At 53.3% G+C, this 21,724-nt stretch carries 21 protein-coding genes; 14 read left to right on the top strand and 7 right to left on the bottom strand.

Features of this window, described 5'->3' with window-relative positions; genetic code table 11:
- Window positions 1-40 precede the first annotated feature (40 nt).
- Window positions 41-1,195, top strand: a complete 1,155-nt coding sequence (locus ACXJJA_RS05525; protein ID WP_456487225.1) for an acyl-CoA dehydrogenase family protein — start codon at window positions 41-43, stop codon at window positions 1,193-1,195.
- A gap of 541 nt (window positions 1,196-1,736) precedes the next feature.
- On the opposite strand, the gene ACXJJA_RS05520 is transcribed toward ACXJJA_RS05525, so the two are convergent.
- Window positions 1,737-2,465, bottom strand: coding sequence for a UPF0280 family protein (locus ACXJJA_RS05520; RefSeq protein ID WP_456487218.1), 729 nt, complete (start codon window positions 2,463-2,465; stop codon window positions 1,737-1,739).
- 70 nt (window positions 2,466-2,535) lie between these two features.
- Here ACXJJA_RS05520 and ACXJJA_RS05515 point away from each other — a divergent pair, with 70 nt between their 5' ends.
- The 6 genes from ACXJJA_RS05515 (at window position 2,536) to ACXJJA_RS05490 (ending at window position 8,798) form a co-directional block, all read left to right on the top strand.
- On the top strand, window positions 2,536-2,808 hold the full coding sequence (locus ACXJJA_RS05515) for a glutaredoxin family protein (RefSeq protein ID WP_456487217.1): 273 nt from the start codon (window positions 2,536-2,538) through the stop codon (window positions 2,806-2,808).
- Window positions 2,801-5,107 (top strand): anaerobic ribonucleoside-triphosphate reductase, encoded by a 2,307-nt coding sequence (gene nrdD / locus ACXJJA_RS05510; protein ID WP_456487216.1) that lies wholly within the window; start codon window positions 2,801-2,803, stop codon window positions 5,105-5,107. Before ACXJJA_RS05515 ends, nrdD begins: the two co-directional genes overlap by 8 nt.
- A gap of 1 nt (window position 5,108) precedes the next feature.
- The gene (gene aglJ, locus ACXJJA_RS05505) at window positions 5,109-6,029 is read left to right on the top strand and encodes an S-layer glycoprotein N-glycosyltransferase AglJ (RefSeq protein WP_456487215.1); all 921 of its coding nucleotides are present in this window, start codon (window positions 5,109-5,111) and stop codon (window positions 6,027-6,029) included.
- A gap of 1 nt (window position 6,030) precedes the next feature.
- On the top strand, window positions 6,031-6,468 hold the full coding sequence (gene hisI / locus ACXJJA_RS05500; protein ID WP_456487214.1) for a phosphoribosyl-AMP cyclohydrolase: 438 nt from the start codon (window positions 6,031-6,033) through the stop codon (window positions 6,466-6,468).
- Between the two features lie 20 nt (window positions 6,469-6,488).
- Window positions 6,489-7,574, top strand: a complete 1,086-nt coding sequence (locus tag ACXJJA_RS05495) for a phosphotransferase (protein WP_456487213.1) — start codon at window positions 6,489-6,491, stop codon at window positions 7,572-7,574.
- 114 nt (window positions 7,575-7,688) lie between these two features.
- Window positions 7,689-8,798, top strand: coding sequence for a phosphoheptose isomerase family protein (locus ACXJJA_RS05490; RefSeq protein WP_456487212.1), 1,110 nt, complete (start codon window positions 7,689-7,691; stop codon window positions 8,796-8,798).
- Here the strand turns inward: ACXJJA_RS05490 and ACXJJA_RS05485 are convergent.
- A complete protein-coding gene (locus tag ACXJJA_RS05485) occupies window positions 8,795-9,664 on the bottom strand; it encodes a methanogenesis marker 8 protein (RefSeq protein WP_456487211.1) in 870 nt (289 codons plus the stop codon). The genes ACXJJA_RS05490 and ACXJJA_RS05485 overlap by 4 nt on opposite strands.
- Window positions 9,665-9,755: 91 nt before the next feature.
- Here ACXJJA_RS05485 and ACXJJA_RS05480 point away from each other — a divergent pair, with 91 nt between their 5' ends.
- Window positions 9,756-10,901, top strand: coding sequence for a hypothetical protein (locus ACXJJA_RS05480; RefSeq protein WP_456487210.1), 1,146 nt, complete (start codon window positions 9,756-9,758; stop codon window positions 10,899-10,901).
- Between the two features lie 44 nt (window positions 10,902-10,945).
- On the opposite strand, the gene ACXJJA_RS05475 is transcribed toward ACXJJA_RS05480, so the two are convergent.
- On the bottom strand, window positions 10,946-11,515 hold the full coding sequence (locus tag ACXJJA_RS05475; protein ID WP_456487209.1) for a SagB/ThcOx family dehydrogenase: 570 nt from the start codon (window positions 11,513-11,515) through the stop codon (window positions 10,946-10,948).
- A 123-nt stretch (window positions 11,516-11,638) separates the two neighbouring features.
- On the opposite strand from ACXJJA_RS05475, the gene ACXJJA_RS05470 reads away from it, so the two are divergent.
- Both ACXJJA_RS05470 and fen read left to right on the top strand, forming a co-directional pair.
- Complete coding sequence (locus tag ACXJJA_RS05470) at window positions 11,639-11,938, top strand: PqqD family protein (RefSeq protein ID WP_456487208.1); 300 nt, start codon at window positions 11,639-11,641, stop codon at window positions 11,936-11,938.
- 271 nt (window positions 11,939-12,209) lie between these two features.
- On the top strand, window positions 12,210-13,283 hold the full coding sequence (gene fen, locus ACXJJA_RS05465; RefSeq protein ID WP_456487207.1) for a flap endonuclease-1: 1,074 nt from the start codon (window positions 12,210-12,212) through the stop codon (window positions 13,281-13,283).
- Window positions 13,284-13,316: 33 nt separating this feature from the next.
- Here the strand turns inward: fen and ACXJJA_RS05460 are convergent, their stop codons facing one another.
- The 4 genes from ACXJJA_RS05460 to ACXJJA_RS05445 are packed head-to-tail and all read right to left on the bottom strand — an operon-like array spanning window position 13,317 to window position 18,307.
- Window positions 13,317-14,099 carry a 7-carboxy-7-deazaguanine synthase QueE gene (locus ACXJJA_RS05460; RefSeq protein WP_456487206.1) on the bottom strand — a complete coding sequence of 261 codons (783 nt, stop codon included), beginning with the start codon at window positions 14,097-14,099 and terminating at the stop codon, window positions 13,317-13,319.
- Window positions 14,074-15,816 carry an aldehyde ferredoxin oxidoreductase family protein gene (locus ACXJJA_RS05455; RefSeq protein ID WP_456487205.1) on the bottom strand — a complete coding sequence of 581 codons (1,743 nt, stop codon included), beginning with the start codon at window positions 15,814-15,816 and terminating at the stop codon, window positions 14,074-14,076. Before ACXJJA_RS05455 ends, ACXJJA_RS05460 begins: the two co-directional genes overlap by 26 nt.
- A 47-nt stretch (window positions 15,817-15,863) precedes the next feature.
- On the bottom strand, window positions 15,864-17,279 hold the full coding sequence (locus tag ACXJJA_RS05450; protein ID WP_456487204.1) for an NAD(P)/FAD-dependent oxidoreductase: 1,416 nt from the start codon (window positions 17,277-17,279) through the stop codon (window positions 15,864-15,866).
- 5 nt (window positions 17,280-17,284) lie between these two features.
- Window positions 17,285-18,307 carry a sugar phosphate isomerase/epimerase family protein gene (locus ACXJJA_RS05445; protein WP_456487203.1) on the bottom strand — a complete coding sequence of 341 codons (1,023 nt, stop codon included), beginning with the start codon at window positions 18,305-18,307 and terminating at the stop codon, window positions 17,285-17,287.
- A gap of 120 nt (window positions 18,308-18,427) precedes the next feature.
- Between ACXJJA_RS05445 and ACXJJA_RS05440 the strand changes: the two genes are divergently transcribed.
- The 4 genes from ACXJJA_RS05440 to ACXJJA_RS05425 all read left to right on the top strand — a co-directional run.
- Window positions 18,428-19,558: a FecCD family ABC transporter permease gene (locus ACXJJA_RS05440; protein ID WP_456487202.1), complete on the top strand. Its 1,131-nt coding sequence runs from the start codon at window positions 18,428-18,430 to the stop codon at window positions 19,556-19,558.
- Complete coding sequence (locus ACXJJA_RS05435) at window positions 19,551-20,339, top strand: ABC transporter ATP-binding protein (protein ID WP_456487201.1); 789 nt, start codon at window positions 19,551-19,553, stop codon at window positions 20,337-20,339. The genes ACXJJA_RS05440 and ACXJJA_RS05435 overlap by 8 nt, the downstream gene beginning before the upstream one ends.
- Window positions 20,340-20,372: 33 nt before the next feature.
- The gene (locus ACXJJA_RS05430; protein WP_456487200.1) at window positions 20,373-21,368 is read left to right on the top strand and encodes an ABC transporter substrate-binding protein; all 996 of its coding nucleotides are present in this window, start codon (window positions 20,373-20,375) and stop codon (window positions 21,366-21,368) included.
- Window positions 21,369-21,525: 157 nt separating this feature from the next.
- A partial coding sequence (locus tag ACXJJA_RS05425; RefSeq protein ID WP_456487199.1) for a hypothetical protein occupies window positions 21,526-21,724 on the top strand: 199 nt, incomplete at its 3' end.

The following is a 21,724-nucleotide window of genomic DNA, read 5'->3' as shown; positions in this document are numbered from 1 at the left end:
GTAAAAACATGCGAGCTGAAGGAGTGTTGGGGTGATGCTGATGGATTTCGAGCTTACTGAGGAGCAGAGGGACATTGTGGAAGCCGTTCGTGAGTTTTGCGAGAAGGAGTTCGACAGAGAACTAGCGTTACGTTACGAAACTGAGCATAAGTACCCGTTCGAGCTCTTACGGAAGGCTGCAAAGCTCGGCTTTGTCGGCGTGCACTACCCTGAAGAATACGGCGGGCAAGGGCTTGGAGCTCTCGAAAATGCCCTGATCGTTGAGGAGATGTGCAGAGCTGACTCCGGACTCGGCACGTGCATCCTGCTTGCGGATTTCGCATGCGAGATTATAAAGTGGTTCGGGACGCACGAGCAGAAAGCCACATACCTCCCGAAAGTCTGTGCGGGCGAGTGGATTTCCGCAGGCGCTTTCACCGAGCCCGACCACGGCTCCGACATCACGGAGATGAACACCGTCGCAGTCAAAGACGGCGATGAGTGGGTGGTTAACGGCACGAAAACGTTCATCTCCAATGGCGGGATTTGCAACTTCGCAATCGTCCTCTGTCAAACGAACCCGAATGCGACGCCGAAATACCGGGGCATGAGCACAATCATCGTGCCAAAAGAGCAGTTCGACGCCACCGACCTCGGGCTCAAGATGGGCATCCGCATGACCTCTACGGCGGAGCTTTCATTCAGCGACGCCAGAGTCCCGCTCGAAAACCTCGTCGGCGAGGAGAACCGAGGTTTCTACCAAGTGCTGGAGTTCTTCGACGAGAGCCGCATTGAGGTTGCGGCGCAAGCGCTCGGCATCGCCGAAGGCGCCTTGGAGCGGGCAATCGCATACGCAAAAGAGCGAAGGCAATTCGACGCGCCGCTGGCGGACATGCCCGTGATTCGGCACAAAATTGCAGATATGGCGACGAAAATCGAAGCGGCGAAGAACCTTGTCTACAAGGCGGCGTGGAACTTCGACCAAAATCGGAGAATCGACCCGAAGCTGACCTCTATGGCGAAATACTTTGCGTCCCGCATCGCGAACGAGGTGTGCTACGAAGCAGTCCAAATCCTCGGCGGTTACGGCTACATGACCGAATACGAGGTCGAGCGTCTCGCAAGAGATGCCAGAGTCACTGAAATCTACGAGGGCACCTCCGAAATCCAGAAAAACACCATCGCGGACTTCATGATCGGAAAGCGGCGGGGCTGACCCCTCGCTTTTCTTTTACCTCTATCAGCGGAAAGTCCCCTCTTCGACAGGGATGGCATCTTAATTAAAACCGAATGTGAGATTAGATTGCGCCCGGGATGTATGCAATGTATGTATAACGAGTTATATATCACCTTTAAAAATAGGAGAAAATTACTATGAATAAATCGATTCCAATTTACATTCAAACTTATGTTTCTCACTTACAAATTTCGCGATTTTTTCTCCCCTCGCATGAACAATCTTGAAAGATGTGGAGATATAGCCAGGAGATTATGTGTTCGTCATGGCTGTGGACTTGGAAGTTACACAATCCTTGTGCAAAATTGGTGGGCAAAGAAGGGAGAATCTATGCCTTGGATATCCATCTACTCGTAATTCAGAGAGTTCAACGTATTGCTTCAAAAAGCAACTTACAAACATGGAAACTATTTGTTCCGCAAAACTGGACTGTCAGAATGACATAAATGTGATATTACTACATGATATCGTTATGTAACGTGCCCGGCGCCGGCGCTTACAATAGAAGTATAAAATCTCCTTAGCTGAACGTGCTGAGTGTAGAGCTGGAAACGCCCATCAAAATTTCGGGCATTTGCCCCCACGTTGCCAAGACGTCCTTGTAAATTACTAAAGCAGCTTCGACGCCTTCAACCCTCTTCACAACGTCAAACGCTTTTTTCACGGAAGTCTCGTCCTTAACGGCATTGCAGAGCGCCGTGGCGGCGGCATCTGCAAGCGCTCCCCCCCGTGCAATGACGGTGGCGGCGTCGGCGGCGCCGAAGCTTATGGAGTGCCCGACAGTCGCCGACGATGTGCAGACGCCCAAAATTCCGCGCTGCGGCTCGATTTTTAGCGAGAACTTCCCTGAAAACGGGCTGTGCTCGCCGGCGAATATCCCGATGCGCACCGGGCGGTCGTTGATGAGGGCGATGTCGCCGCCGTTCTCCACGATGGCATACGTCGCCCCTTTTTCAAACATCGCTTCGACAGCGAGTTCCGACAACGCCCCAGCGACCGCCGCCATGGGTCCGACGTTAAACTTCGCCGCCGCCTTTATCATGCGCCGCACGATTTCCGGCGCCCACCGCTCCCTCGAAGAGTCGAGCTCATAACGCTCTAAAGTTACGAGGAAAAGAGGGTCTTCCCGGATAAAAGCTTCCAAATGCCGCCTTTGCCGCAATATCTCATCCTTCGCCGCCTCTACATATTCGCTCTCGTCAGCGATTATCAGGACGTTCGTCTCCTTGAAAATAAAACGCTCCCTCATCGCTGTTTGACTATTAATGCAAAAAAATTAAAGTAGCTAAGGAGGAGGAAGTAGTAAGGAGGCTGTGGGGATGAAGGTGCGGGTTTACACAACGGAGCGTTGTCCTAATTGTGAGCTTTTAAAAAAGTTCCTCGCAGCTAAGGGCGTCCGCTATGAGGAGGTGGACATGACGACCGCCGAGGCTCTCACGGAGCTGCGGTTGCACGGCGTCTTCACGCTCACCGCCCCCGTCCTTCAAGTCGGCGAAAAATTCCTTACGTATGCCGACATATTCGAAGGCGGGGAATTGAAAAAGAAGAGGATTTTAGATGCTTTGGACTTTAAAGCTAAGGGGGGTGCATGAGACGGCTGTAAAACGTAAAAATAACATCGTGCAGACGACGCTGAGTGGGGTTAAGCTCCGCCTCCCCAAAGTTAGAACAAGCGACGGGCACATCCTCGAATGGGACAAAGACGCAATAATAAGGCAACTCCTCAGGGAGACCGAGCTAAGTGAGAAGTTTTATGGCATTCCACCAATAGATGAGGCGACTGCCCGTGAGATTGCGGCTAAGGCTGAAAAGAGAATTCTGGCAATGGGCGTCACTAAGAACCTCTCAAGTGCGCTCATTCGGGAAATCGTGAACATGATTCTGCTTGAGGAGTATGCGGCAACTGAGTGGAAGAACATCTGCACGCGGGTTGGCACGCCCGTCTATGACGCACATCTTATCGACATCGGCGAGGGCTTCGAGGCAAAAGAGAACGCAAATTTGCAGGAGAATGCCGAGACTTCGCATAAGAAAAAGGCAGACAAAATCTGCAAGGAGCAGTATTTGCTGCTGATGCCTCAGCACCTCGCCGACGCCCATCTGAGTGGGGATATCCACATTCACGACCTCGAATATTTCGGGACTCGCCCATTTTGCATGGACCATGACCTCCGCTATTTCTTCTACTACGGGCTCATGCCTGACGGCACTGGAGTGAAGGCGTCCGTCGCCGGCCCTGCAAAGAAGCCGGAGGTTGCGGTTTTGCATGCGGTCAAGGTTTTAGGGGCGGCACAAACGAACTGCGCCGGCGGTCAGGGTTATTTCAACTTCCTGACGTTCCTTGCTCCCTATTTCGAGGGTCTGAGCTACGAGGAGATAAAGCAGCTGATGCAGATGTTCGTGTTCGAGATGACGCAAATGCAAGTCGCTCGTGGCGGGCAGCTCGTGTTCAGCTCGGTTCAGCTCACGCCCGGCGTCCCGAAAATCTGGCGAGCTGTTCCAGCTGTTTACAAGGGGTGCATCTGGGATGGTAAGCAGGCGCCGCTCCGCACTTACGGCGAGTTCGAGCGGGAGGTTCGCCTCACCTTCAAGGCGCTCATGGAGGTCATGCTCGAAGGCGACTACTGGGGTAAGCCTTTTAACTTCCCAAAGCCTGAAATCGCACTCAAAAAGGATTTTCTGGAGCCTGACGACTGGGTTCGGGAGTTTGACGAGAAGCACCCTGAGCTTCCGACTTACGACGAGCTTTATGACTTAGCTTTCGAGCTTACGGCGAAGTTCGGCACGCCTTACTTCGACAACGAGATGCCTGAGTACCGGGGCGGCGGCGAGGGCGTCTCCTGCTACCAGTGCTGCGCATATAACTTCGTGACGTCACCCGACGATGAAGACTTCCTTGATAAGGTCCATTTCCGCAATGGCAAGCACTTCTCGATGGGCGGCTGGCAGGTTGTGACCATAAATTGTCCGAGAGCTGCATACAGGGCGGAGCACGATGACGAACAGCTGTTTAAAGAGCTGAAACGCATGATGGACCTCGCCGTCGAGGTCTTTAAGGTGAAGCGGCAGTGGATGGACTACATTATGAAAAATAACCGGATGCCATTCCTCACGCAACGCCCTAAAGACCCCGTGACCGGTGAGAAGGGCGAAGTAGCCACGTATCTGGACGACCTCGTCTTCATTATAGGCGTCGTCGGCATCAACGACATGGTGCAATACCACACCGGGAAGCAGATGCACGAGTCCGAAGAGGCATTGCGTCTCGCTGTTAGAGCGATGACTGAGATGGAGCTTTACGCCAAGGAGTTGTGCCGGCGACACGACATGAACATCCGTCTTGCGAGGACGCCTGCTGAGAGCTGCGCTCAGCGTTTCGCAGTTGCAGACCTTCTGCATGAAGGAACGAGAGAGAAAGCAATAAAAGTTGTTAAAGGCGATGTCGAAAGGGCATTGGCGCTCATCGAAAAGACGAGAGACCTCCCCATTTACTACACGAACGGCACGCACGTCCCACCGTCTGCGGATATTCCGCTGACAGATCGCATAAAAATTGAACATATTTTCTTCCCTATTGTGGATGGCGGTAATATATTCCACATCTTCATGGGCGAGAGCTATCCCGACCCGCAGGGCATAAAACGCCTTGCCATGAAAATCGCCAAGAACACGCAAATTGGCTACTTTGCTTTCACGAAAGACCTGACAGTCTGTATGGACGACTTCCACGTCGCACCCGGGCTCCACGACAAATGCCCGAATTGTGGCTCTGAGAATGTAGATTACCTCTCCCGAATCACAGGCTACGTGCAAGCGGTGAGCGGTTGGAACGAGGGGAAGAAGCGGGAGCTGCTGGATAGAAAGAGGTATTCCGCCAACGATATCCGGTAAAATGGAGCGCCAGAAAGCAGGAGAGCGTCAAAAAGTCTGCATTTTGATACCAACGCTCAACGAGGAACAGTCCATCGGCGACATCGTCAGGGAGTTTAAGAGCATGGGCTACGACAACATCCTCGTCATAGATGGAGGAAGCACAGACCGCACCGTTGAAATCGCAAGGGGCGAAGGTGCAAAAGTCGTCATACAGGAGGAGAAGGGCAAAGGTGCTGCGATAATTCAAGCATTTCGCATAATCCTGGAGGAGACGGACGCTGCTGTCATCGTCATGATAGATGGCGACGGCACGTATTCTCCAAGCGAGGTTGAGCAACTTCTAAAACCGATATTCGATGGCGATGCCGACCACGTTATCGGAAGCCGCATCGCCCATAAAGGAGCATTCCGCCGCCTAAACTGGCTTGGGAACAAGATTATAAACAGGATTTTCGGCTTCGGCTACGGAATTCGCCTGCGGGACATACTCTCAGGCTACCGAGCGCTCACCAGGGAGTGTATTGAGGGCATAGAGCTGAAGAAGCCTGGCTTTGAGGTAGAGGCGGAGATGACGATAGAGTGTGTGAAGAAGGGCTTCCGAATAAAAGAAGTGCCGATAACCTACGGCGTGCGGCGGGGGAGGACGAAGCTGAGCCCGCTGCGCGACGGCTTCCGCATCGCATACACAATCTACATACTCGCACGCACCTACAATCCCATCTTTTACTTCGGAGTCCTGGGCACCGCATTCATAATCGCGGGACTCCTCACTGGCACGTATGTGGTGATGGAGTGGCTTAAGGGAGTAACGCACGTGCCTCTCGCCGTACTCACTGCGCTTTTGATAACCTCGGGCATCCAGTTCCTCGTGTTCGGGCTGCTCGGCGACATGATGGTCGCTTTGCAGAGGGAAGTGATGAGCGTCTTGAGGAGGCGGTAGCATGGCTGAGAAAGAACCGGAGCGGAAAATTGAGTTGAGATGGGAGCGGGAGCGGGAGGGGGAAGATTTGCTGATACATGCAATAGCGCAAGATTACAAGACTGGAGAGGTTCTGATGCTAGCGCACATGAATAGGGAGGCTTTAGAGAAGACGTTAGAGACGGGCGTCGCCCACTACTGGAGCCGGAGTCGTAAGAAGCTCTGGAAAAAGGGCGAAACTTCAGGGCACCTGCAAATCGTAAAGGAGATTTTAGTGGACTGCGACGGCGACGCTTTGCTCCTGAAGGTCGAACAGGTCGGCGGCGCTTGCCACACCGGTTATCGCTCCTGCTTTTTCAGAACGCTTAACGGCAAAGTCGTGGGCAAGAAGGTTTTTGAGCCTGAGGAAAAGTATGGCACGGGACGAGGCGGAGTTCGCCGTCGAGCTGCAGGACAATAAATCCAGAGGGGGATGAGGCGATGGAGGAGATACACAAATATTTAAAGAGGAAGTTTGGAGCGAGCGTGGATGTAGTGAGAGTGGGCGAACTCGCACCGCAGGGTGAGCAAGAACTAAAGGGCTTCGGCTATGGCAAGCCCTACCTCGTCGTCTTCGAGGTGCAGGGCAAAAAAACTGAGGCGGTGCTGTCCTCGATGCGGGGCGACCAGTTCGGGCACGAGCACTTCGCCGACAGAGCTCAAGTCCTCCTCTGGCAGTATTCCGCTTTCAACAAGCTACGGAAGCACGTCCGGGCGCTCGACGTCGGGTATTTCGCACATGACGGCTCTTTAAAGTCAGTAAGCGATGCCGCCGAATTCTTTTTGCTCTGCGAAAAGGCGGAGGGGGTGGAATATTACAAAGACCTGGAAAGGATAAGCAAGGAAGGGCTTAGACCGCTCGATGAACAGCGGGCAGCGGCGCTCGCAGAATACCTTGCGGAAATACACGCTGAGAGGGGGGGCGAGCAGCACAGAGCGCTCTATGTCAGGCGTGTAAGAGAGCTTGTTGGGCATGGTGAATGCATCTTCGGACTTGTCGACAGCTATTTCGCAGACGGCACGAGCTGCCTCGACTTCATGTCCGAAGACGATTTTTTAGAGCTGGAGAAGATTTGCGTGGAGTGGCGGTGGCGGTTGAGGAAAAAAACGCATAGGGTTTGCGTTGTTCATGGTGATTTTCATCCATGGAACGTGCTTTTCCGCCAAGGCACAGATTTCACAGTCCTCGACAGGAGCAGGGGCGAGTGGGGCGAAGCCGCCGACGACGTCTCCTCCATGACCATAAACTATATTTTCTGCTCGCTCTTAAAATACGGCAAGCTCGAAAAGGAGTTTAAAAAGCTTTTCGACGTGTTTTTCGAAAAGTATTTGGAGCGAAGTGAAGACGAGGGACTTTTAGAGGTGATACAGCCGTTTTACGCCTTTAGAGGGCTTGTGATAGCATCACCGCTTTGGTATCCTCACATCTCGACCGAGGTGCGCATGAAAATATTCAGGTTTATACGGAACGTGCTTGCCGCAGAAAAATTCGAGCTAAGCGGAGTGAACGAGTATTTCAAGGATTGATTGTCGCTCGCAAAGAAGAACGTAGCTAAGAGAGACGCTGTTGAGTTTTCGCAGTAGATTTATTTGAGAAAAACCGAAAATTTCATAAATAAGAGGCAGTTGTGTGAGTCTGGGATGAGAGTCTGTAAAGAGGAGCAATATATAAACACAATATTTGAGAACGTGATGTGCGTTCGGCGGGACGAGTTTGCGAGGTTCTACGAAGACATCGCGGCGGCGGACTGCTTAATCCCCGTCGGCGAGGGGCGTTCGCAGTGCGCCCTCTACATCGGGTTGGGTCAAATACGCAAGGAAGTAAAGACGATAGACGACATAGACTTTCCGGGGCGGAACATCGAGGAGGCGGCGCCGATTCTTGAAAAGGAATACGACAGGATAGCTTTGGTCGTCAATTCCGGGAGCGGCGAGACTTCGATTCCGAAAAGGACTGTGGAGCAGCTTATTAAATACATAGAAGGGACCGGGAGCGAAAAATTCACGATTGACGCCATCGTTTCAAACACAAAATCTTCGATAGGTAGAGTTAACGAGAAGGACTTCGGCACGGTTATCGAGCTTAAAGGACGTGAGAAGGCGCCGAATAGCGCCGAGGAGTTTCTAAAGCATGGAATCATGAACGACATTTACGAGCTGGGGAGCATGCTCCTGATGCAGAAGACGAAGGAGGCGATAAACGAGGGGTTAGACGCTCAAGCGGTCTTCAGGAAAATGGAAGAAGAGATGCGGGTGGTGGGGCGGCTGATTGACGAATACGTGACGTCAGAGCCGCACGAGTGTCTCATCGAGAAGATGGAGCGTCGTGGACACGTCATCATCGGCGGACTCGGACCGGCAAGGAAAGTGGCGAGAATGACGGTGATACGGTTGCAGCACGTGAAGCGAGCGATCGGTGACGAAGCTTACCTCGCAGGACCGCTGGCGCCGAAGCCGCGGGCGGGCGATATCCTCATTTCCATCTCATGGAGCGGCGAGACCGACCCCGTCCTAAAATGGTGTGAAGAGTTCAAAGCCTTCGGCGCATACACCTACTCCATCGTGGGCAGACGCTCAACACTTTCAGAAATGACCGAAAGCTTCATGATAAGGGCATCGCCTGTAGAGTTCTACGAGCGGGCGGCGTTCCTCCTGAGCCCGTTGCCGTTGAAGCTCGTGAAGCGTCTCTACAAGCGGGGCTTCAAGCTCCCCGAATACGTGATGAGCTGGTACCACTCCGTCACACATTAGAGAAGAGGTCTCGGTTGACGCCCCTCTGGCAACTCCGGTAGCTCACCCGTTTTTATCAAAATTTGTCTCTTTATGTGCTTTATTCTGTTTAAGGCTACTTCTTTACCTTTCTCCGAAAGCACGAAAATGGGAACTGCGACGCCCAACTGGAGGAGGGCATTGCTTGCGAAGTGTCTCACGTGCTTGGAGGCGCATGCCGTCACGAGGTCCACAAGTTCCATAAACTTCTTAGCCTCTGCCTCGCTCATCCCGGTGACGTGCACGCCGAAGAGCACCGCACTTTTCTTTTCGCCGGCAGCTTGCCTCGCAGCTTCCACCTCTCTACACCGTTTCGCATCATCGAGGTTACAGACAGTGACGCCCACGTTGTCGTACTTCTCGAACGCGAGTTCTAAGCCTTTTGCCTGGTCTATCGTTGCGTTCGCCTCATCGAGAATAATGCAGCCTTTTGTCTTAAGCTTTCTGATGACCTCGGGGATGGGCGACGTCTCGGCGAGCCCGGACATCGCGCCGCCGATGCCCTGAACGACACGAGAGTCGGCGGCGACGACGGTGCCGGCGCCGTCGCAGACCTGCACGACGGCGTCGAGCAGCCCCGAACGCACGGCGCTGCTGAAAATCTCGGAGGCGCCGAACGCCACGAGGTCGTCGTCGAGCTCGATGACGCGGCGTGGCGTGCACATCCCGAAACGCTCGACCCGCAGCGCCACTCCCCGCCTAATCGTCTCGACGCTTATCCGCTTGACACCAAGAAGAATGTCTTGAACTGGGCAATATTCAAGCTTTGGCTCTTCAATTTCCTTTATCTCCCCGTTTTCTATGACTATCCTCGTTTTACCACTCGCCTCTATAACATGTCTGCTCATTATTCTTTCACCTAAAGTCCATTAGTATCCTCCATAAGTTATTTATGCTGAACCGCCAATTCAGATGCGTTAGCAGGAAGGAGGTGAATCTATGAGGAAAGTGCTCTTATTAGGGTTGTTGTTAATCTTTTTCCTCAGTGGCTCGGTATTCGCGGCATACAGCGACACAGGCGCCTCGCAGCAGCCGACAGTCACTAAAGCCTCGGAATACGTAAAGGCGGGCGCTGACATTCTCGTTATAGAGACCGGCCTCGACGTGGAGAACTCGGTGTGCAATGCTTTGGACGAGCTTGGCTATACTTACGACTTTTACGATTGGGAGTTATACGACGCACCACCGAGCATTGATTACTCACAATACGACGTGGTGATACAGGCGAGTGACGGCGGCATGGTCTCGGGAACGAACATGGATGAGCTTGCAGCTTTCGTCGCCGGCGGCGGCAAACTCATATATCTCGGCGGCAGCTCCTTGAGCAACGTCGTTTCCGACATAGACACTTACCTACTCGACGTAGATACTGTCAACTATTACTGGACGACCGTCACGGGCACGCCACACCTTCAGGTCGTAAATCCCACTCATCCTTTGGCGGCAGGATTGCCCGCAAGCTATAATTTCGGCGACGTGAGCGCCACTTATTACATGCTAAGGATAACGGACGCTACAGCGACGGTCGTCGCTGAGAACGGCGATGGATACCCGGCGCTCGTGACGAAGAACATCGGAAGCGGCATCTTGATATGGTTCATAAATTCGCCTGCCGAAGACTACTGGACATGGGCGTCCGATTACACAATCCTCAAGACGATAATAAGGAACGCCTTGGAATATGGTGCTGCGGCAGAGCCTGAGGTCTCCGTTTCGACAAACACGTGGGAATACTCGCCTGGCGATACTATGATAGTCTCTTACGACATAACGAACCCCACGGACAGCGCACTAACTCTCGACATCTACGTAGGTATACCGCAGTTCCGCTTCTGGAGGGAGATAAGCACGTTGTCAATACCACCGGGCTACGACGGCACGTACAGCATGAGCATATCCGTCAGCAACTGGGGAGGCGCGCCGTTTGCGCTCGTCTGGTATGCGCAACTACGCAGCGGCGCCGACATCGTGGCTACGGACGCTGCTACCTGCATATACTCGCCCTCGACACTGGCAAAAGCCACAAACATGCCACTTACTAACGTCATCAGCGACCTCGGTTTTACGGAAATCTCAGTTGCTTGAAATAACTTTTTTTTATTTTTTCCATCTTGTTTTTCCAATTTTGACTAAAGCTCTCTTGCATACCCGACGGGCATGACGTAGAGCGGGCGGTGCATTTTCGGCAAGTTTAGGACCGATGAGACCTCGTCATCATAAAAGGCGCCTATTGCTACGGTTCCGAGCCCCAAAGCTTCGCACTGTAAGTATATATTCTGACCGGCGTGCCCCACTTCCATCAAAACGTATCTGATGCCACGCTCGCCGTATCTTCGGGTCGTCCGCTCGTATTCGGCAGCGATGACAAACGAAACCGGCGCCTCGGCGATGAACATCTGGTGGAGGCAGGCGCTAGCAAGCTCTAATCGTAAGTCACCAGGCTTATGCAACGTTATCCTGCCTATTTCGCAACGGTAGACGCCGGCGTCTGCACCCTCAACGCAGTCTTTCCCGATGACGGCATATAACTCCAAGGGGTAAAGGGCGCCCGCCGACGGTATTTTCTTCGCTGCCCATATAAGTTGGGAGAGCTGCGCCGCCGTCAGGCTGCGCACGCTGAACCGCCGACGAGATTTTCTCTTGCGTATTGCTTCCTCTAAGAAAATCTTCCCCTCCCTTTGTGGCTCAGGCAGCAACATATACTAAACTTAGGGCTAGGATAATAAGTGTTGGGTATGAAAGAAAATTTTTAAATAGGAAGGTTGGAGGATTAGTGGTAGTGCCCAACTCCAAAGCGATCTATTGCTAAGAGGTGTGTGAATATGATGGAGGAAAATAAGAAGCCCAAGCTCAAAGATACGTTTAGCATAGAAGAGAAAGCGAAATACATAACGAGAGAGAGTGAGACCGGGATAATAGTGATGGACGTTAGGAAGGGGAAGCTTTACGAGGCGAACGAGGTTGGTTCTTTGATAGTGAAGATGTGCGACGGCGAGCACACGGTCAAGGACATAGAAGATGCAATCTGTGCGGAATACGACGTTGACCGTGAGACTTTGAAGAAGGACGTTGCGGAGTTCCTGAAGAAGATGAAGGAGTTCCGTATGATAAAGTATGTGTGACGCACCGTTACCCTCTCGACGGTGCGATTGAAGTTCGTGGACGCCTCTTCCACCGTGCGTGGATGCATCCCTTTTAAGGGGTGCGTTCATTTCAAAGGAGCATTGATCTTCAGCTCCGAGGGTAAGTCTTAGCCATGAGTGTTGGGGTCGAAGCTTACCCTCGCACGCAACTCAGCTCGAACATCTGCCGCCGTTAAGACCCTGAAACGGATTTAGTGTAAGTATTGATAGTAGGCAAGTATTCTTAAGATATCAAAAGAATAATTGGATAATGGGTGTGGACATAGGCAGTCTTTTCGTGCCTAAAGAGCTGAGTCTTGGGAGCCTCGCCGGTAGGGTTGTGGCGGTAGATGCTTATAATACCCTTTACCAATTCCTCAGCATAATAAGGCAACCCGACGGCACGCCCCTCATGGATTCAAAGGGCAGAATCACATCCCATCTCTCAGGTTTGATTTACCGAACATCTAATCTTGTGGAGTCAGGAATAAAGTTAGTGTTCGTCTTCGACGGCGAGCCGCACAGGCTGAAGGCAGAAACCCTCCAAAAGCGGGCGGCGCACCGAGAAGAAGCTCGACGGCTTTGGGAAGAACTCAAAGAAGTAGCGCCTGAAGAAGCTTTCAAATATGCACAGGCGTCGGCGAAGGTCGATGAAGCCATAATACGGGATGCAAAGACGCTCCTCGGCTATATGGGCATACCGTGCGTGCAGGCGCCCTCGGAGGGGGAAGCACAGGCGGCTCACATCGTGCGGCGGGGCGACGCTGACTATGTGGCGTCGCAGGACTACGACTCTTTGCTATTCGGCGCCCCTCTCCTCGTCAGAAACCTGAGCATCAGTAGGAAAAGAAAACTGCCGTCAGGACGGCGTGTTGAAATAAGTCCTGAGCTTATAGAGCTGAGTCAGCTCGAAAAGCTCGGCATCACAAGAGTGCAACTCGTGGACATTGCTATCCTCATAGGCACCGACTTCAACGACGGCATTAAGGGCATTGGCGCAAAGAAGGCGCTCAAGCTGATAAAGGAGCACGGGAGCCTCGAAGCCGCCCTCTCCGCAATCGGCAAGGAAATCGAAGACTACGAGGAGGTGCGTCGCATCTTCTTGGAGCCGGACGTGACCGATGACTACAAGCTTGCGTGGGCAGTGCCTGACGAGGATGCAATAAAAAGGTTCCTGTGCGACGAGCACGACTTCTCGGAGGAACGTGTCGAAAAGGCAATTGAAAAGCTAAAGGGCGGCGCCGCCGAGCGCAGTGGGGCTGAGCGGAGGAAAAGGGCAAAAGCGAGGGGAAAAATGACTGCGGAGGTTGAGCGGGGACAGACGAGGATAGACCAATGGTTCTGACGGCGGCATATTGTAGAGCGGCGTAGGTGTGCTCTAAGGCGCCTTTAGCAGCTTATGGACCTGCGGTATGGCCATTACCCTGTCCTTGAAGAACTCACCTGCGGCTTCTGAAAATCCGTATAGGTCGCTTGCTGAGAGTTTAATTCCGTTAGGCGAGGTGACGGGCTGTATGACGAAGTAAAAGTTCGGGGCGGCAGTTGCAAACTCGGAAATGTCCTCACAGAGCTTCTTCACATCGCCTAAGTCCCCCTTCCCAAGCACCACTACTTTCACTATGGTCTCAACTCCGCTTTCTATTGCGATTCTGACGCATTTAAGCTCGTTTTCGTAGAGGTTTTCGTAGCCTTCGTCGCTGGGGAGGTGCTCACGCAACTTTACATCAATAGCAGCGAAGTCGAAGAGCTTGATGACGTTGCTGAGGCGTTCCGCCGAGAACCCATTTGTCTCTAAATACGTGCTCAATCCCCTCTCTCTTAAGGACTTTGCGACTGCCACCACGAAAGCATCTTGGAGCAGTGGCTCGCCGCCGGTGAAGGAGACGCTGTGGACGTCAGGTGTCAGGAGGCGACGCACGCTGTCAGCGACCTGCGTCACGCTCAGCGGGTTTTTCACCTCTCGTCTCTCGCCGGAGTGGAATTCGATGCTGCAGAGCTTCGTATGCTCCTTGGCGTAGGGCGTGTCGCAGTAAACACAGTTCAGATTGCAGCCCGCAAACCGCACGAATATTTGGCGGCGTCCGACGTAGGGGCCCTCGCCCTGGAACGAGCTGAAAATTTCAGCCACGTAGCCCTTAGGACCCAGTCGTAGGAATTCCATCGGCGCCCCACCCCCGTAAGTGGTAGTATTCTTGGAGAGCCTTTTTAAACGCCCTCTCGTCCAAGCTCTCGAAAAACCGCCTCGGAAGCGTGTCTTCGAGCCGTCTTAAATGCTTTAAGTTGAACATGCGCTCCAAACCCCAGATTCGCTCACCGATGTTTAGCACGTCTTCTGCCTTATAATCGGAGGCGGTTACTGCACTTAAAAGCTTTGCGTATTCTTCCTCGCTCAACGCAAACGACGAGAACTTGCACAGCACGAAAGAGTCTATAGCGGCGGCGAGGTTTTGGAAGATGATGACGAGCGCCGCCTTCCCGTCGAACGTGAGGCGGTTCACGAGCTTCGGCTTCCCGATGATTTCAGGCGAAACCATATAGGCTCTGAGATGGCAGCCGCCGCGGTTCGACGTCGCATACGCCAACGCTTGTCCGAAAACGCCACGAGGGTCGTAACCCGGCAACTCCAAGCCTTTCACGCTCATGCTTACCTCTTTTTTCCCGTATTTTGTTGCGAGCCGTAACGAGCCTTCCGCAAGCTCGGCGCCGACTCCCTCTCGCTCGCCGACGCTTTTAACGAGCTGCACGATGTCCACGCCCGTGTTCTTGCCAGCATTTGCGTCGGTGGCGTCAAAACGTCCTATTAACTCAAAGTAACACGCAAGCGTCCCGCCGCACGAAATCGTGTCGATGCCATAGTCATCGCAAAGCTCGTTCGCCTTTATGACCTTTTCGAGGTCGTAGTTGCCGCAGTCCGGACCGAAAGCCCAAAGCGTTTCGTATTCAGGAATTTTAACGCCTGCTTTCGTGAAGTGCTTGCAAGCAACGAAGCAACCGTAACAGGAGCGGCTCCGCAACTCGTATTTCTCTCGAATCGTCTCGCCCGACAAATTCTCGGCGGCTTCGAAGAAGCTGCGGCGGAAGTTGAACGTCGGCATGATGCGCATGTAGTTCACGAGGTTAACGAGGGCTGCCGTCCCGTAGTAGGAAAGCGCTTTCAGCACCGGACTTGCCCGCAACAGTCGCATCACCTCCTCTCTCGCCTCCTTGAACTTTTCGGCGTCGGCGACGCCGTTCTGCTTCCACCACGCCTTCCGCTCACGACTGGCACGCACGACGAGCGCCTTCAAGTTTTTAAAGCCCATGACCGCTCCCAGCCCTCCACGCCCGCAAGCATGACGCATGTCACTCATTATGTTGGCGAATTTCACGAGGCGTTCGCCCGAACGCCCGATGCACGCTACCCTGCTCCCATCTCTGCTTAGCGCTGCCGTCGTCTCCGCAATATTCTTCCCTTTTAAAAATTCTGCATCCCTTATCTCGCAATGCTCGTCCTCAATTTCCAGATAAACAAGACGCTCGGCACGCCCACGCACGATGACAGCGTCGTAGCCTGCAAACTTTAGCTCGACGCCGAAGAAGCCACCAGCGCTGGAATCAAAGACGGTGCCGGTGAGCGGCGACTTCGAGATGACGACGTGCCGCCCGGACATCGGCGCCAAGCCCGTGAGCGGACCTACGGCAAAAACCAGCGGGTTTTTATCGCTTAAAGCCCCGAAGATACCGTGCTTGCGAGAGGCATCGCAGAGAATCTTTACGCCAAGCCCCCTGCCACCTAAGAACTTGCGTGCAGTCTCCACATCGAGCTTTTTCTCCTTTATGTTTTCGTTGCTGAGGTTAACATCTAAAATTTTAAAACTCCAACCGCCATAATTTTCCATACTCGTTCCCCTCAGCCGTTACGAACGGGCTTAGAATCATGGTGCCCTCAACCGATACCTAACTTTTCCTTGATGCCCCAGCCCGCGAGGGCGCCGGTGGAGGCGGCGTTCACGATGTCTCTTGAAAGACCGGCGCCGTCGCCCGCCACGAACAAATTTTCGATGGACGTCTCCATGTTCTTGTTCACGTTTATCCTCATTGCATAGAATTTTATTTCGGGAGCGTAAAGGAGCGTGGAGTCGGAGGCGACGCCCGGAATCACCTCGTCAAGTTTCTCTAATCCCTCAATAATGTCCATGGTGATGCGGTGCGGGAGCGCCATCGAAATGTCGCCGGGCGTGACGTCATTGAGCGTGTTCTGCACCAAATTCCTTTTTATCCGGTCCCAAGTGGAGCGGCGCCCTCTGCGTAAGTCGCCCATCCTTTGGATGAGGGGTTTGCCGCCGCCGATGGTGGTTGCGAGCATGGCGACCGACCGCCCATAAAGCGTGGTGTTCTCAACTGGTTCTGTAAGCTCGACATGCACGAGGAACGCAAAGTTAGTGTTTTCTGATTTTTTATTCTTCAGAGAGTGCCCGTTCACGCCAACAAAGCCATCGTAAACCTCTTTCACGACGAAACCATGCTCGTTCGTGCAGAAGGTCCTTGCAAAGTCGTCGTAACGCTTCGTCCTTATATGGAACTTCGGGTCCCTGTTTATTTTCGTTATGGGGTCCATGATGATGGCAGGCACCTCAACACGCACCCCAATATCAATGCCGGCGTGCGCCGCCTCTATTCCGTGCTTCTTGACGATTTCTTCCATCCACGCCGCTCCAACCCTCCCGGGGGCGAGAAGCGTGCATTTTCCCATTACCAAACTTTTTCCGCTCTCGTTCTCGATGACTACGCCCTTACATTTCCCCCCCTCGACAAGTATGTCCACGACGTTAGTGTTTAACAAGAAGTCAACGCCCTCGCTCCGCAGGTCAGCTTCAAAGTTTTTTATGACAGATTTGGCGTTGTCGGAGCCTATATGTCGTTGGTCTATTTCGACAAACCTCGCGCCTGCAGACATTGCTCGCCGCTTTAGCTCCTCTATCTCCTCTTTTTCGCCCTTGTAAAGCTCAGGCGGCGCCCCATACTTCAAGAACACGGAATCAACGTATCTGACGAGCCACCACCCCAGCTCCTCGTCACCGCAAATCTCCGCAAGGTCGCCGCCGATGTCCGGACGCAAATTCAAAGTGCCGTCCGAGAAAGTCCCGGCGCCTCCGACGCCGCACATGATGCCGCAGCGCTCGCATCCCACGCAGACGCCAGTCAGCTCCATCGGGCAGTTCCGCTCCTCAACACCTTTCCCCATGTCAATTATGAGGACGTTTGCTCTGCCCTTGAGCTCATTTGCCGCAAATAGCCCTGCAGGTCCCGCTCCTACAATGATGACATCATATTCTTTCATCTCACGCTCTCCTTTTTTCATATACTTCAGTAGCAAAAAAGCTTCGCTCGCTTTTGTAAGGTGTATCTGACGAAAGTCAGATTCTCATACAAATCCTCATAGCTAACTTCTTTCAGTCTATGCTTGTCTTTCCAAAAGGTCTCGATGAGCATGTATTCGCAGCTACCAAACATTTTCAGAATTTCGGGGATGTCTAGCTCGCCCCGTCCGAGCGAGATGTGGTCTTGCAGCCGTATGTCCACGCTCGGCACGCCACGCTCGAAGCCCCCGCTGACCGTTGCGCAGTCGTGGAGGTGCACGACTAAAACTTTGCCCCCAAAGCGGGAGAGCCAAGATTCAAGGTAAATCAGAGCTTTTTCTTTCAGTTCGCCTGCCGAGCTGCCAGCGTCGGCGTGCGTTGCAACCACAGACCGTTGCGCAGTCGTTTTCGTCGTAGCATTCGTAGTTTTCGTTGCCGCGGCCGTTGTTTTTTTGGCAGCACTCCATTTCTCATGTGCAGTTTCTGCGAGGATGGCGTGCCCGACGTCGAAGGTGAGCCAAAGGTTTTCGAAATTAAGCGCTTCGGCGAGAAGGTCAGCGTGCTCAAGCGGTACGAACACGTTTTCCACGCATGCAGGGAAACCCAAACTCCCGCAGGCGTCCGCAATCTCCCTACACGCCGCCAGCCCGCACTCCTTAATCCGCTCACGGACGTCTTTAAAGAAGTGTGTCGAAACCCGGAACGTAGTATGGAAATTGAAGTATAGCGGCTCGAAGGCGGCGGCGAACTCTACACTCCTCAACATGACCTTAAGGCTAGCTTCAAATATTTCCGGACGTGGTTGCGCAACGAAGATGTCCAATGGAGCGTGGAACGCCACGTTCATCCCCAAGTCCCGCAGGAGTGCCTTCAAGGATGCTTTTGCGGCGGCGTTCATGCATCCTGGGAGCGGGTAGTCGAGAGCAAGCTCGAAATAGTCGAAGCCGATGCTATGAAGCTTCCGCACCGCCGCCTCGAACGGGCGGTCCCCATACCAAACCGTCGTGCCGAGCTGCATCTGCTCATTCATCGGGACTACTGCTAATTAATGTTACAGGTCGTAGCGTGCAACGTAGCATGCCCGCGGAACGCCGCCAGCCCTAGAAGCTACTTAACTCATTTTTACAAAACAAAATCTTTTTTTACTTAAATGGCAATCGGGGTATGGGTGCTGGAGACGAGCGCGCACGTCGTCGGGGAGGGCGTAAAGCACGCATACTTACTGGAGAGGGTGCGGCACTGGCGGCTTACGCTTTTAGTGCTCACTCTGGCATTGCTGTTGAGCGTCGTGCTCGCAACCGCCGTCGGCTCCACATATATAAGCCCCTCTGCGATTCTTAACGCCTTCAAGCTCGCTGCTTGCGACTTCTTAAACAAGTTCGGATTAGAGCTCGGTGTGCATGCGGACGCCGCTGCTGAGACACAAAAACTAATAATTTTTGAAATACGGCTGCCACGAGTCGTTCTTGGCGCCATTGTAGGCGCGGCGCTCGCAATTTCTGGCGCGGCGCTCCAAGGGCTTTTCAAAAATCCGATGGCTGACCCCTACGTCATCGGAATCTCTTCGGGTGCGCTTTTCGGCGTTACGCTCTCGTTTTGCCTGCCGCTCTCGCTGCTTGCGGGCACCTACGCAAAGCAAGTCTTTGCATTCTTCGGCTCGCTCCTCGCCGTCTTCCTCGTTTATAACATCGCAAGGACTGGCAGCAAAATTCCGGTGGACACGCTCTTGCTTGCGGGAATTGCCACCTCCTTCCTGTTCCACTCCATCTCCACGCTTATCCTTTACTTAACGCTTCGGGACTGGCATCAGATAGTCTCGTGGATGCTGGGTGGGCTTTGGCTCGCAAGCTGGGGGCGGGTCGAGGCTGCTGTTTTCCCTATAGTCGCCTGCACCTTTCTTCTTTACTTCTTCGCACGCGACCTCAACGCCATGCTCCTCGGTGAAGAAAGCGCCCTGCACGTCGGCATCGAGGTCGAGATTGTGAAGCGTGCGATTTTGGTGCTTGCGGCGGTGGCAGCGGCGTCGGCAGTCGCAGTCAGCGGGACCATCGGCTTCGTCGGGCTTATGGTGCCGCACGCAGTCCGTCTTGTCGTCGGTCCTGACCATCGTATCCTTCTGCCCGCTTCGGCGCTCGTGGGTGCGTCCTTTTTGATATGGGCGGATGCTCTTGTGAGAGTTTCCTCCTTGGAGCTCCCCGTCGGGCTTATCACTGCGATTTCAGGTGTTCCCTTCTTTATTTACTTATTGCTGCGGCGTAAGAGGGAGATGGGTTATGCTTAGGGTTGTAGACGTGCATTTTAGCTATGGCTACGGGAGGCAGACGAAGAAAATACTCGAAGGGGTGAGCTTAAGGATAGAATGCGGAAAGCTCGTCGGCTTGCTCGGACCGAACGGCTCAGGCAAGACGACGCTCCTGAAAATTATTAGTAAGGCACTCAAGCCTAACGGCGGTGTCGTCTTCCTCGACGGCAAGAGGGTCTCGGAGTTCTCAGTCAGGGAGCTCGCACGGGAGCTTGCGGTCGTCCCGCAGGAGACGTCCGCAAACTTCGAGTTCACCGCCTTGGAAGTCGTGTTGATGGGCAGGAATCCGCACCTCCGCCGTTTTGAATTTGAAAAGGAAGAGGACTTAAAAATAGCGGAGGGGTGCATGCAGCTGACCGACTGCTGGCACCTCGCCGACCGCCCGATCACAACGCTCAGCGGCGGCGAACGCCAAAGGGTTTTTATCGCAAGAGCACTGGCGCAGCAGCCGAAGTATTTGCTGTTGGACGAGCCGACCGCAAACCTCGACCTGAGATACCAGCTTGAAATAATGGAAATCATAAAGAGACTTGCTGTAGAGAAAAAGCTTGTCGTGATCATAGCGTCGCACGAGCTGAATCTCGTAGCTGGTTACTGCGATGAACTCGTCCTGCTGAACGACGGCAAGATAATCGCGGCAGGTGCCGCAAAGGAAGTCTTAACGAGAGGGAATATAAAAAGGGCATTTGGCGTGGACGTAATAGTGGAAACACACCCCTTAACAGGCGCCGTTTACCTCCTCCCTATAAACGGTCATTAAGTATAAATATCTGTTCAGCAAAGAAGAAAGCCGATGAAGAAGGCAATCGTCTTTTGTCTGCTGGTAATAGTTGTGACGTTCTCTCTCGGCTGCATCGCTCCACCTCCTGAGGAGGGGATAACGATACGTTTCGGCTACCAGCCAAGCACGCATCAAGTTGCGTTCATGGTGGCGATGGAGGAAGGTTGGTGGCAGAACGACCTTGCGAGGTTCGGCGTGGTCTGCGTCACTGAGGCGGAATTCCCATCGGGACCGCCAGAGATGCAAGCGATGCTCGCCGGCGACATCGACGTCGCCTACGTCGGTGCGACGCCCCCAATCACTGCCATCGATAAGGGTCTTAAAGCGAAGATTGTAGCAGGAGTCCAGATAAACGGCTCGCACCTCGTCGTGAAGCCCGAGCTTGCCGAGAATTTTACCGCTGAAAAATTGCGTGGCATGAAGATAGCAACGTTCCCGCCCGGCTCCATTCAGGACACTATTTTGAAGAGATGGCTACTGGAAAACGGATTAGACCCCGAAAAGGACGTTGATATCGTAGCCATGGGCCCCGGCGACGCCGTCACCGCAATGGGCGCTGGTGCTGTGGACGCTGCTTTCTTGCCGCAGCCATATCCGGCGATTATCGAGCTTGAAGGGAGCGGCGTGATGGTCGTGCCTTCCGGCAAGATGTGGCCGAATCATGCCTGCTGCTGCCTCCTCGTCAGCGAAAAGCTATTGGAAGAACATCCTGAAATTGTGAAACAGATTATAAAGACACACATAAATACAACGTTATACTGCAGGGCGCATCCTGACGAAGCTGCCGAGGTTTATGCAAGGAAGTGTGGCTGGGAAGTCTCTCAGGTTGAGTATTCGCTCGACACATGGGACGGAACATGGGTCTATGACCCATACATAGGGCTTAACTGCACCCTTGAATATGCAAGAGTTCTCTACGAACTCGGCTACACGGAAAGACTGCTCACAAGAGACGATCTATTCAACACGACGCTCTATGACGAGGCGATAGCAGAGTTGGGTTTATGATATGGGAAGAGCAGCCACCTCAGAGCAAGGTTGTCCTTTTTCTTTTCCTTTTTTCTAAATTTTTAGGACGACGTTGCTGCTAATCCCCTCCTTAAGGAGGCGGCAGCAGGGGAGGTGTGTGGGAAAGTTTTTAAGTAAGAAGATTATACTAAAAATGATGGAAGTAAGGAAGACGGTCAGGTGCAAGCTCGTAGGTCTGACGAAGCGGAAGAGGGAGTTACTCGATAGGGAGTATGATAACTTCCAGCATTGGCTTGAGACGGGAGAAGACAGAGGTGTATATTCAGCATACAAGCAAGATGCGAAGTGGCTATACAAGAAAGCGAAGCGGATGAAAGGTGTTCCAATAAGAAAAG

The organism is Candidatus Alkanophaga liquidiphilum, assembly GCF_053996935.1.
Note: the sequence above shows the minus strand (reverse complement) of the source record. Positions and strands in the feature narration are given on the sequence as shown.

What these genes read in the sequence shown, in the direction of transcription:
- ACXJJA_RS05440 (WP_456487202.1), top strand. Translation starts at nt 18,428, where the DNA reads ATGGCAATCGGGGTATGGGTGCTGGAGACGAGCGCGCACGTCGTCGGG.
- hisI (WP_456487214.1), top strand. Translation starts at nt 6,031, where the DNA reads ATGGCTGAGAAAGAACCGGAGCGGAAAATTGAGTTGAGATGGGAGCGG.
- ACXJJA_RS05455 (WP_456487205.1), bottom strand. Translation starts at nt 15,816, where the DNA reads ATGGAAAATTATGGCGGTTGGAGTTTTAAAATTTTAGATGTTAACCTC.
- ACXJJA_RS05480 (WP_456487210.1), top strand. Translation starts at nt 9,756, where the DNA reads ATGAGGAAAGTGCTCTTATTAGGGTTGTTGTTAATCTTTTTCCTCAGT.
- ACXJJA_RS05430 (WP_456487200.1), top strand. Translation starts at nt 20,373, where the DNA reads ATGAAGAAGGCAATCGTCTTTTGTCTGCTGGTAATAGTTGTGACGTTC.
- ACXJJA_RS05525 (WP_456487225.1), top strand. Translation starts at nt 41, where the DNA reads ATGGATTTCGAGCTTACTGAGGAGCAGAGGGACATTGTGGAAGCCGTT.
- ACXJJA_RS05490 (WP_456487212.1), top strand. Translation starts at nt 7,689, where the DNA reads ATGAGAGTCTGTAAAGAGGAGCAATATATAAACACAATATTTGAGAAC.
- ACXJJA_RS05475 (WP_456487209.1), bottom strand. Translation starts at nt 11,515, where the DNA reads ATGTTGCTGCCTGAGCCACAAAGGGAGGGGAAGATTTTCTTAGAGGAA.
- ACXJJA_RS05470 (WP_456487208.1), top strand. Translation starts at nt 11,639, where the DNA reads ATGATGGAGGAAAATAAGAAGCCCAAGCTCAAAGATACGTTTAGCATA.
- fen (WP_456487207.1), top strand. Translation starts at nt 12,210, where the DNA reads ATGGGTGTGGACATAGGCAGTCTTTTCGTGCCTAAAGAGCTGAGTCTT.
- ACXJJA_RS05520 (WP_456487218.1), bottom strand. Translation starts at nt 2,465, where the DNA reads ATGAGGGAGCGTTTTATTTTCAAGGAGACGAACGTCCTGATAATCGCT.
- ACXJJA_RS05435 (WP_456487201.1), top strand. Translation starts at nt 19,551, where the DNA reads ATGCTTAGGGTTGTAGACGTGCATTTTAGCTATGGCTACGGGAGGCAG.
- ACXJJA_RS05445 (WP_456487203.1), bottom strand. Translation starts at nt 18,307, where the DNA reads ATGAATGAGCAGATGCAGCTCGGCACGACGGTTTGGTATGGGGACCGC.
- aglJ (WP_456487215.1), top strand. Translation starts at nt 5,109, where the DNA reads ATGGAGCGCCAGAAAGCAGGAGAGCGTCAAAAAGTCTGCATTTTGATA.
- ACXJJA_RS05515 (WP_456487217.1), top strand. Translation starts at nt 2,536, where the DNA reads ATGAAGGTGCGGGTTTACACAACGGAGCGTTGTCCTAATTGTGAGCTT.
- ACXJJA_RS05460 (WP_456487206.1), bottom strand. Translation starts at nt 14,099, where the DNA reads ATGGAATTCCTACGACTGGGTCCTAAGGGCTACGTGGCTGAAATTTTC.
- ACXJJA_RS05450 (WP_456487204.1), bottom strand. Translation starts at nt 17,279, where the DNA reads ATGAAAAAAGGAGAGCGTGAGATGAAAGAATATGATGTCATCATTGTA.
- ACXJJA_RS05495 (WP_456487213.1), top strand. Translation starts at nt 6,489, where the DNA reads ATGGAGGAGATACACAAATATTTAAAGAGGAAGTTTGGAGCGAGCGTG.
- ACXJJA_RS05485 (WP_456487211.1), bottom strand. Translation starts at nt 9,664, where the DNA reads ATGAGCAGACATGTTATAGAGGCGAGTGGTAAAACGAGGATAGTCATA.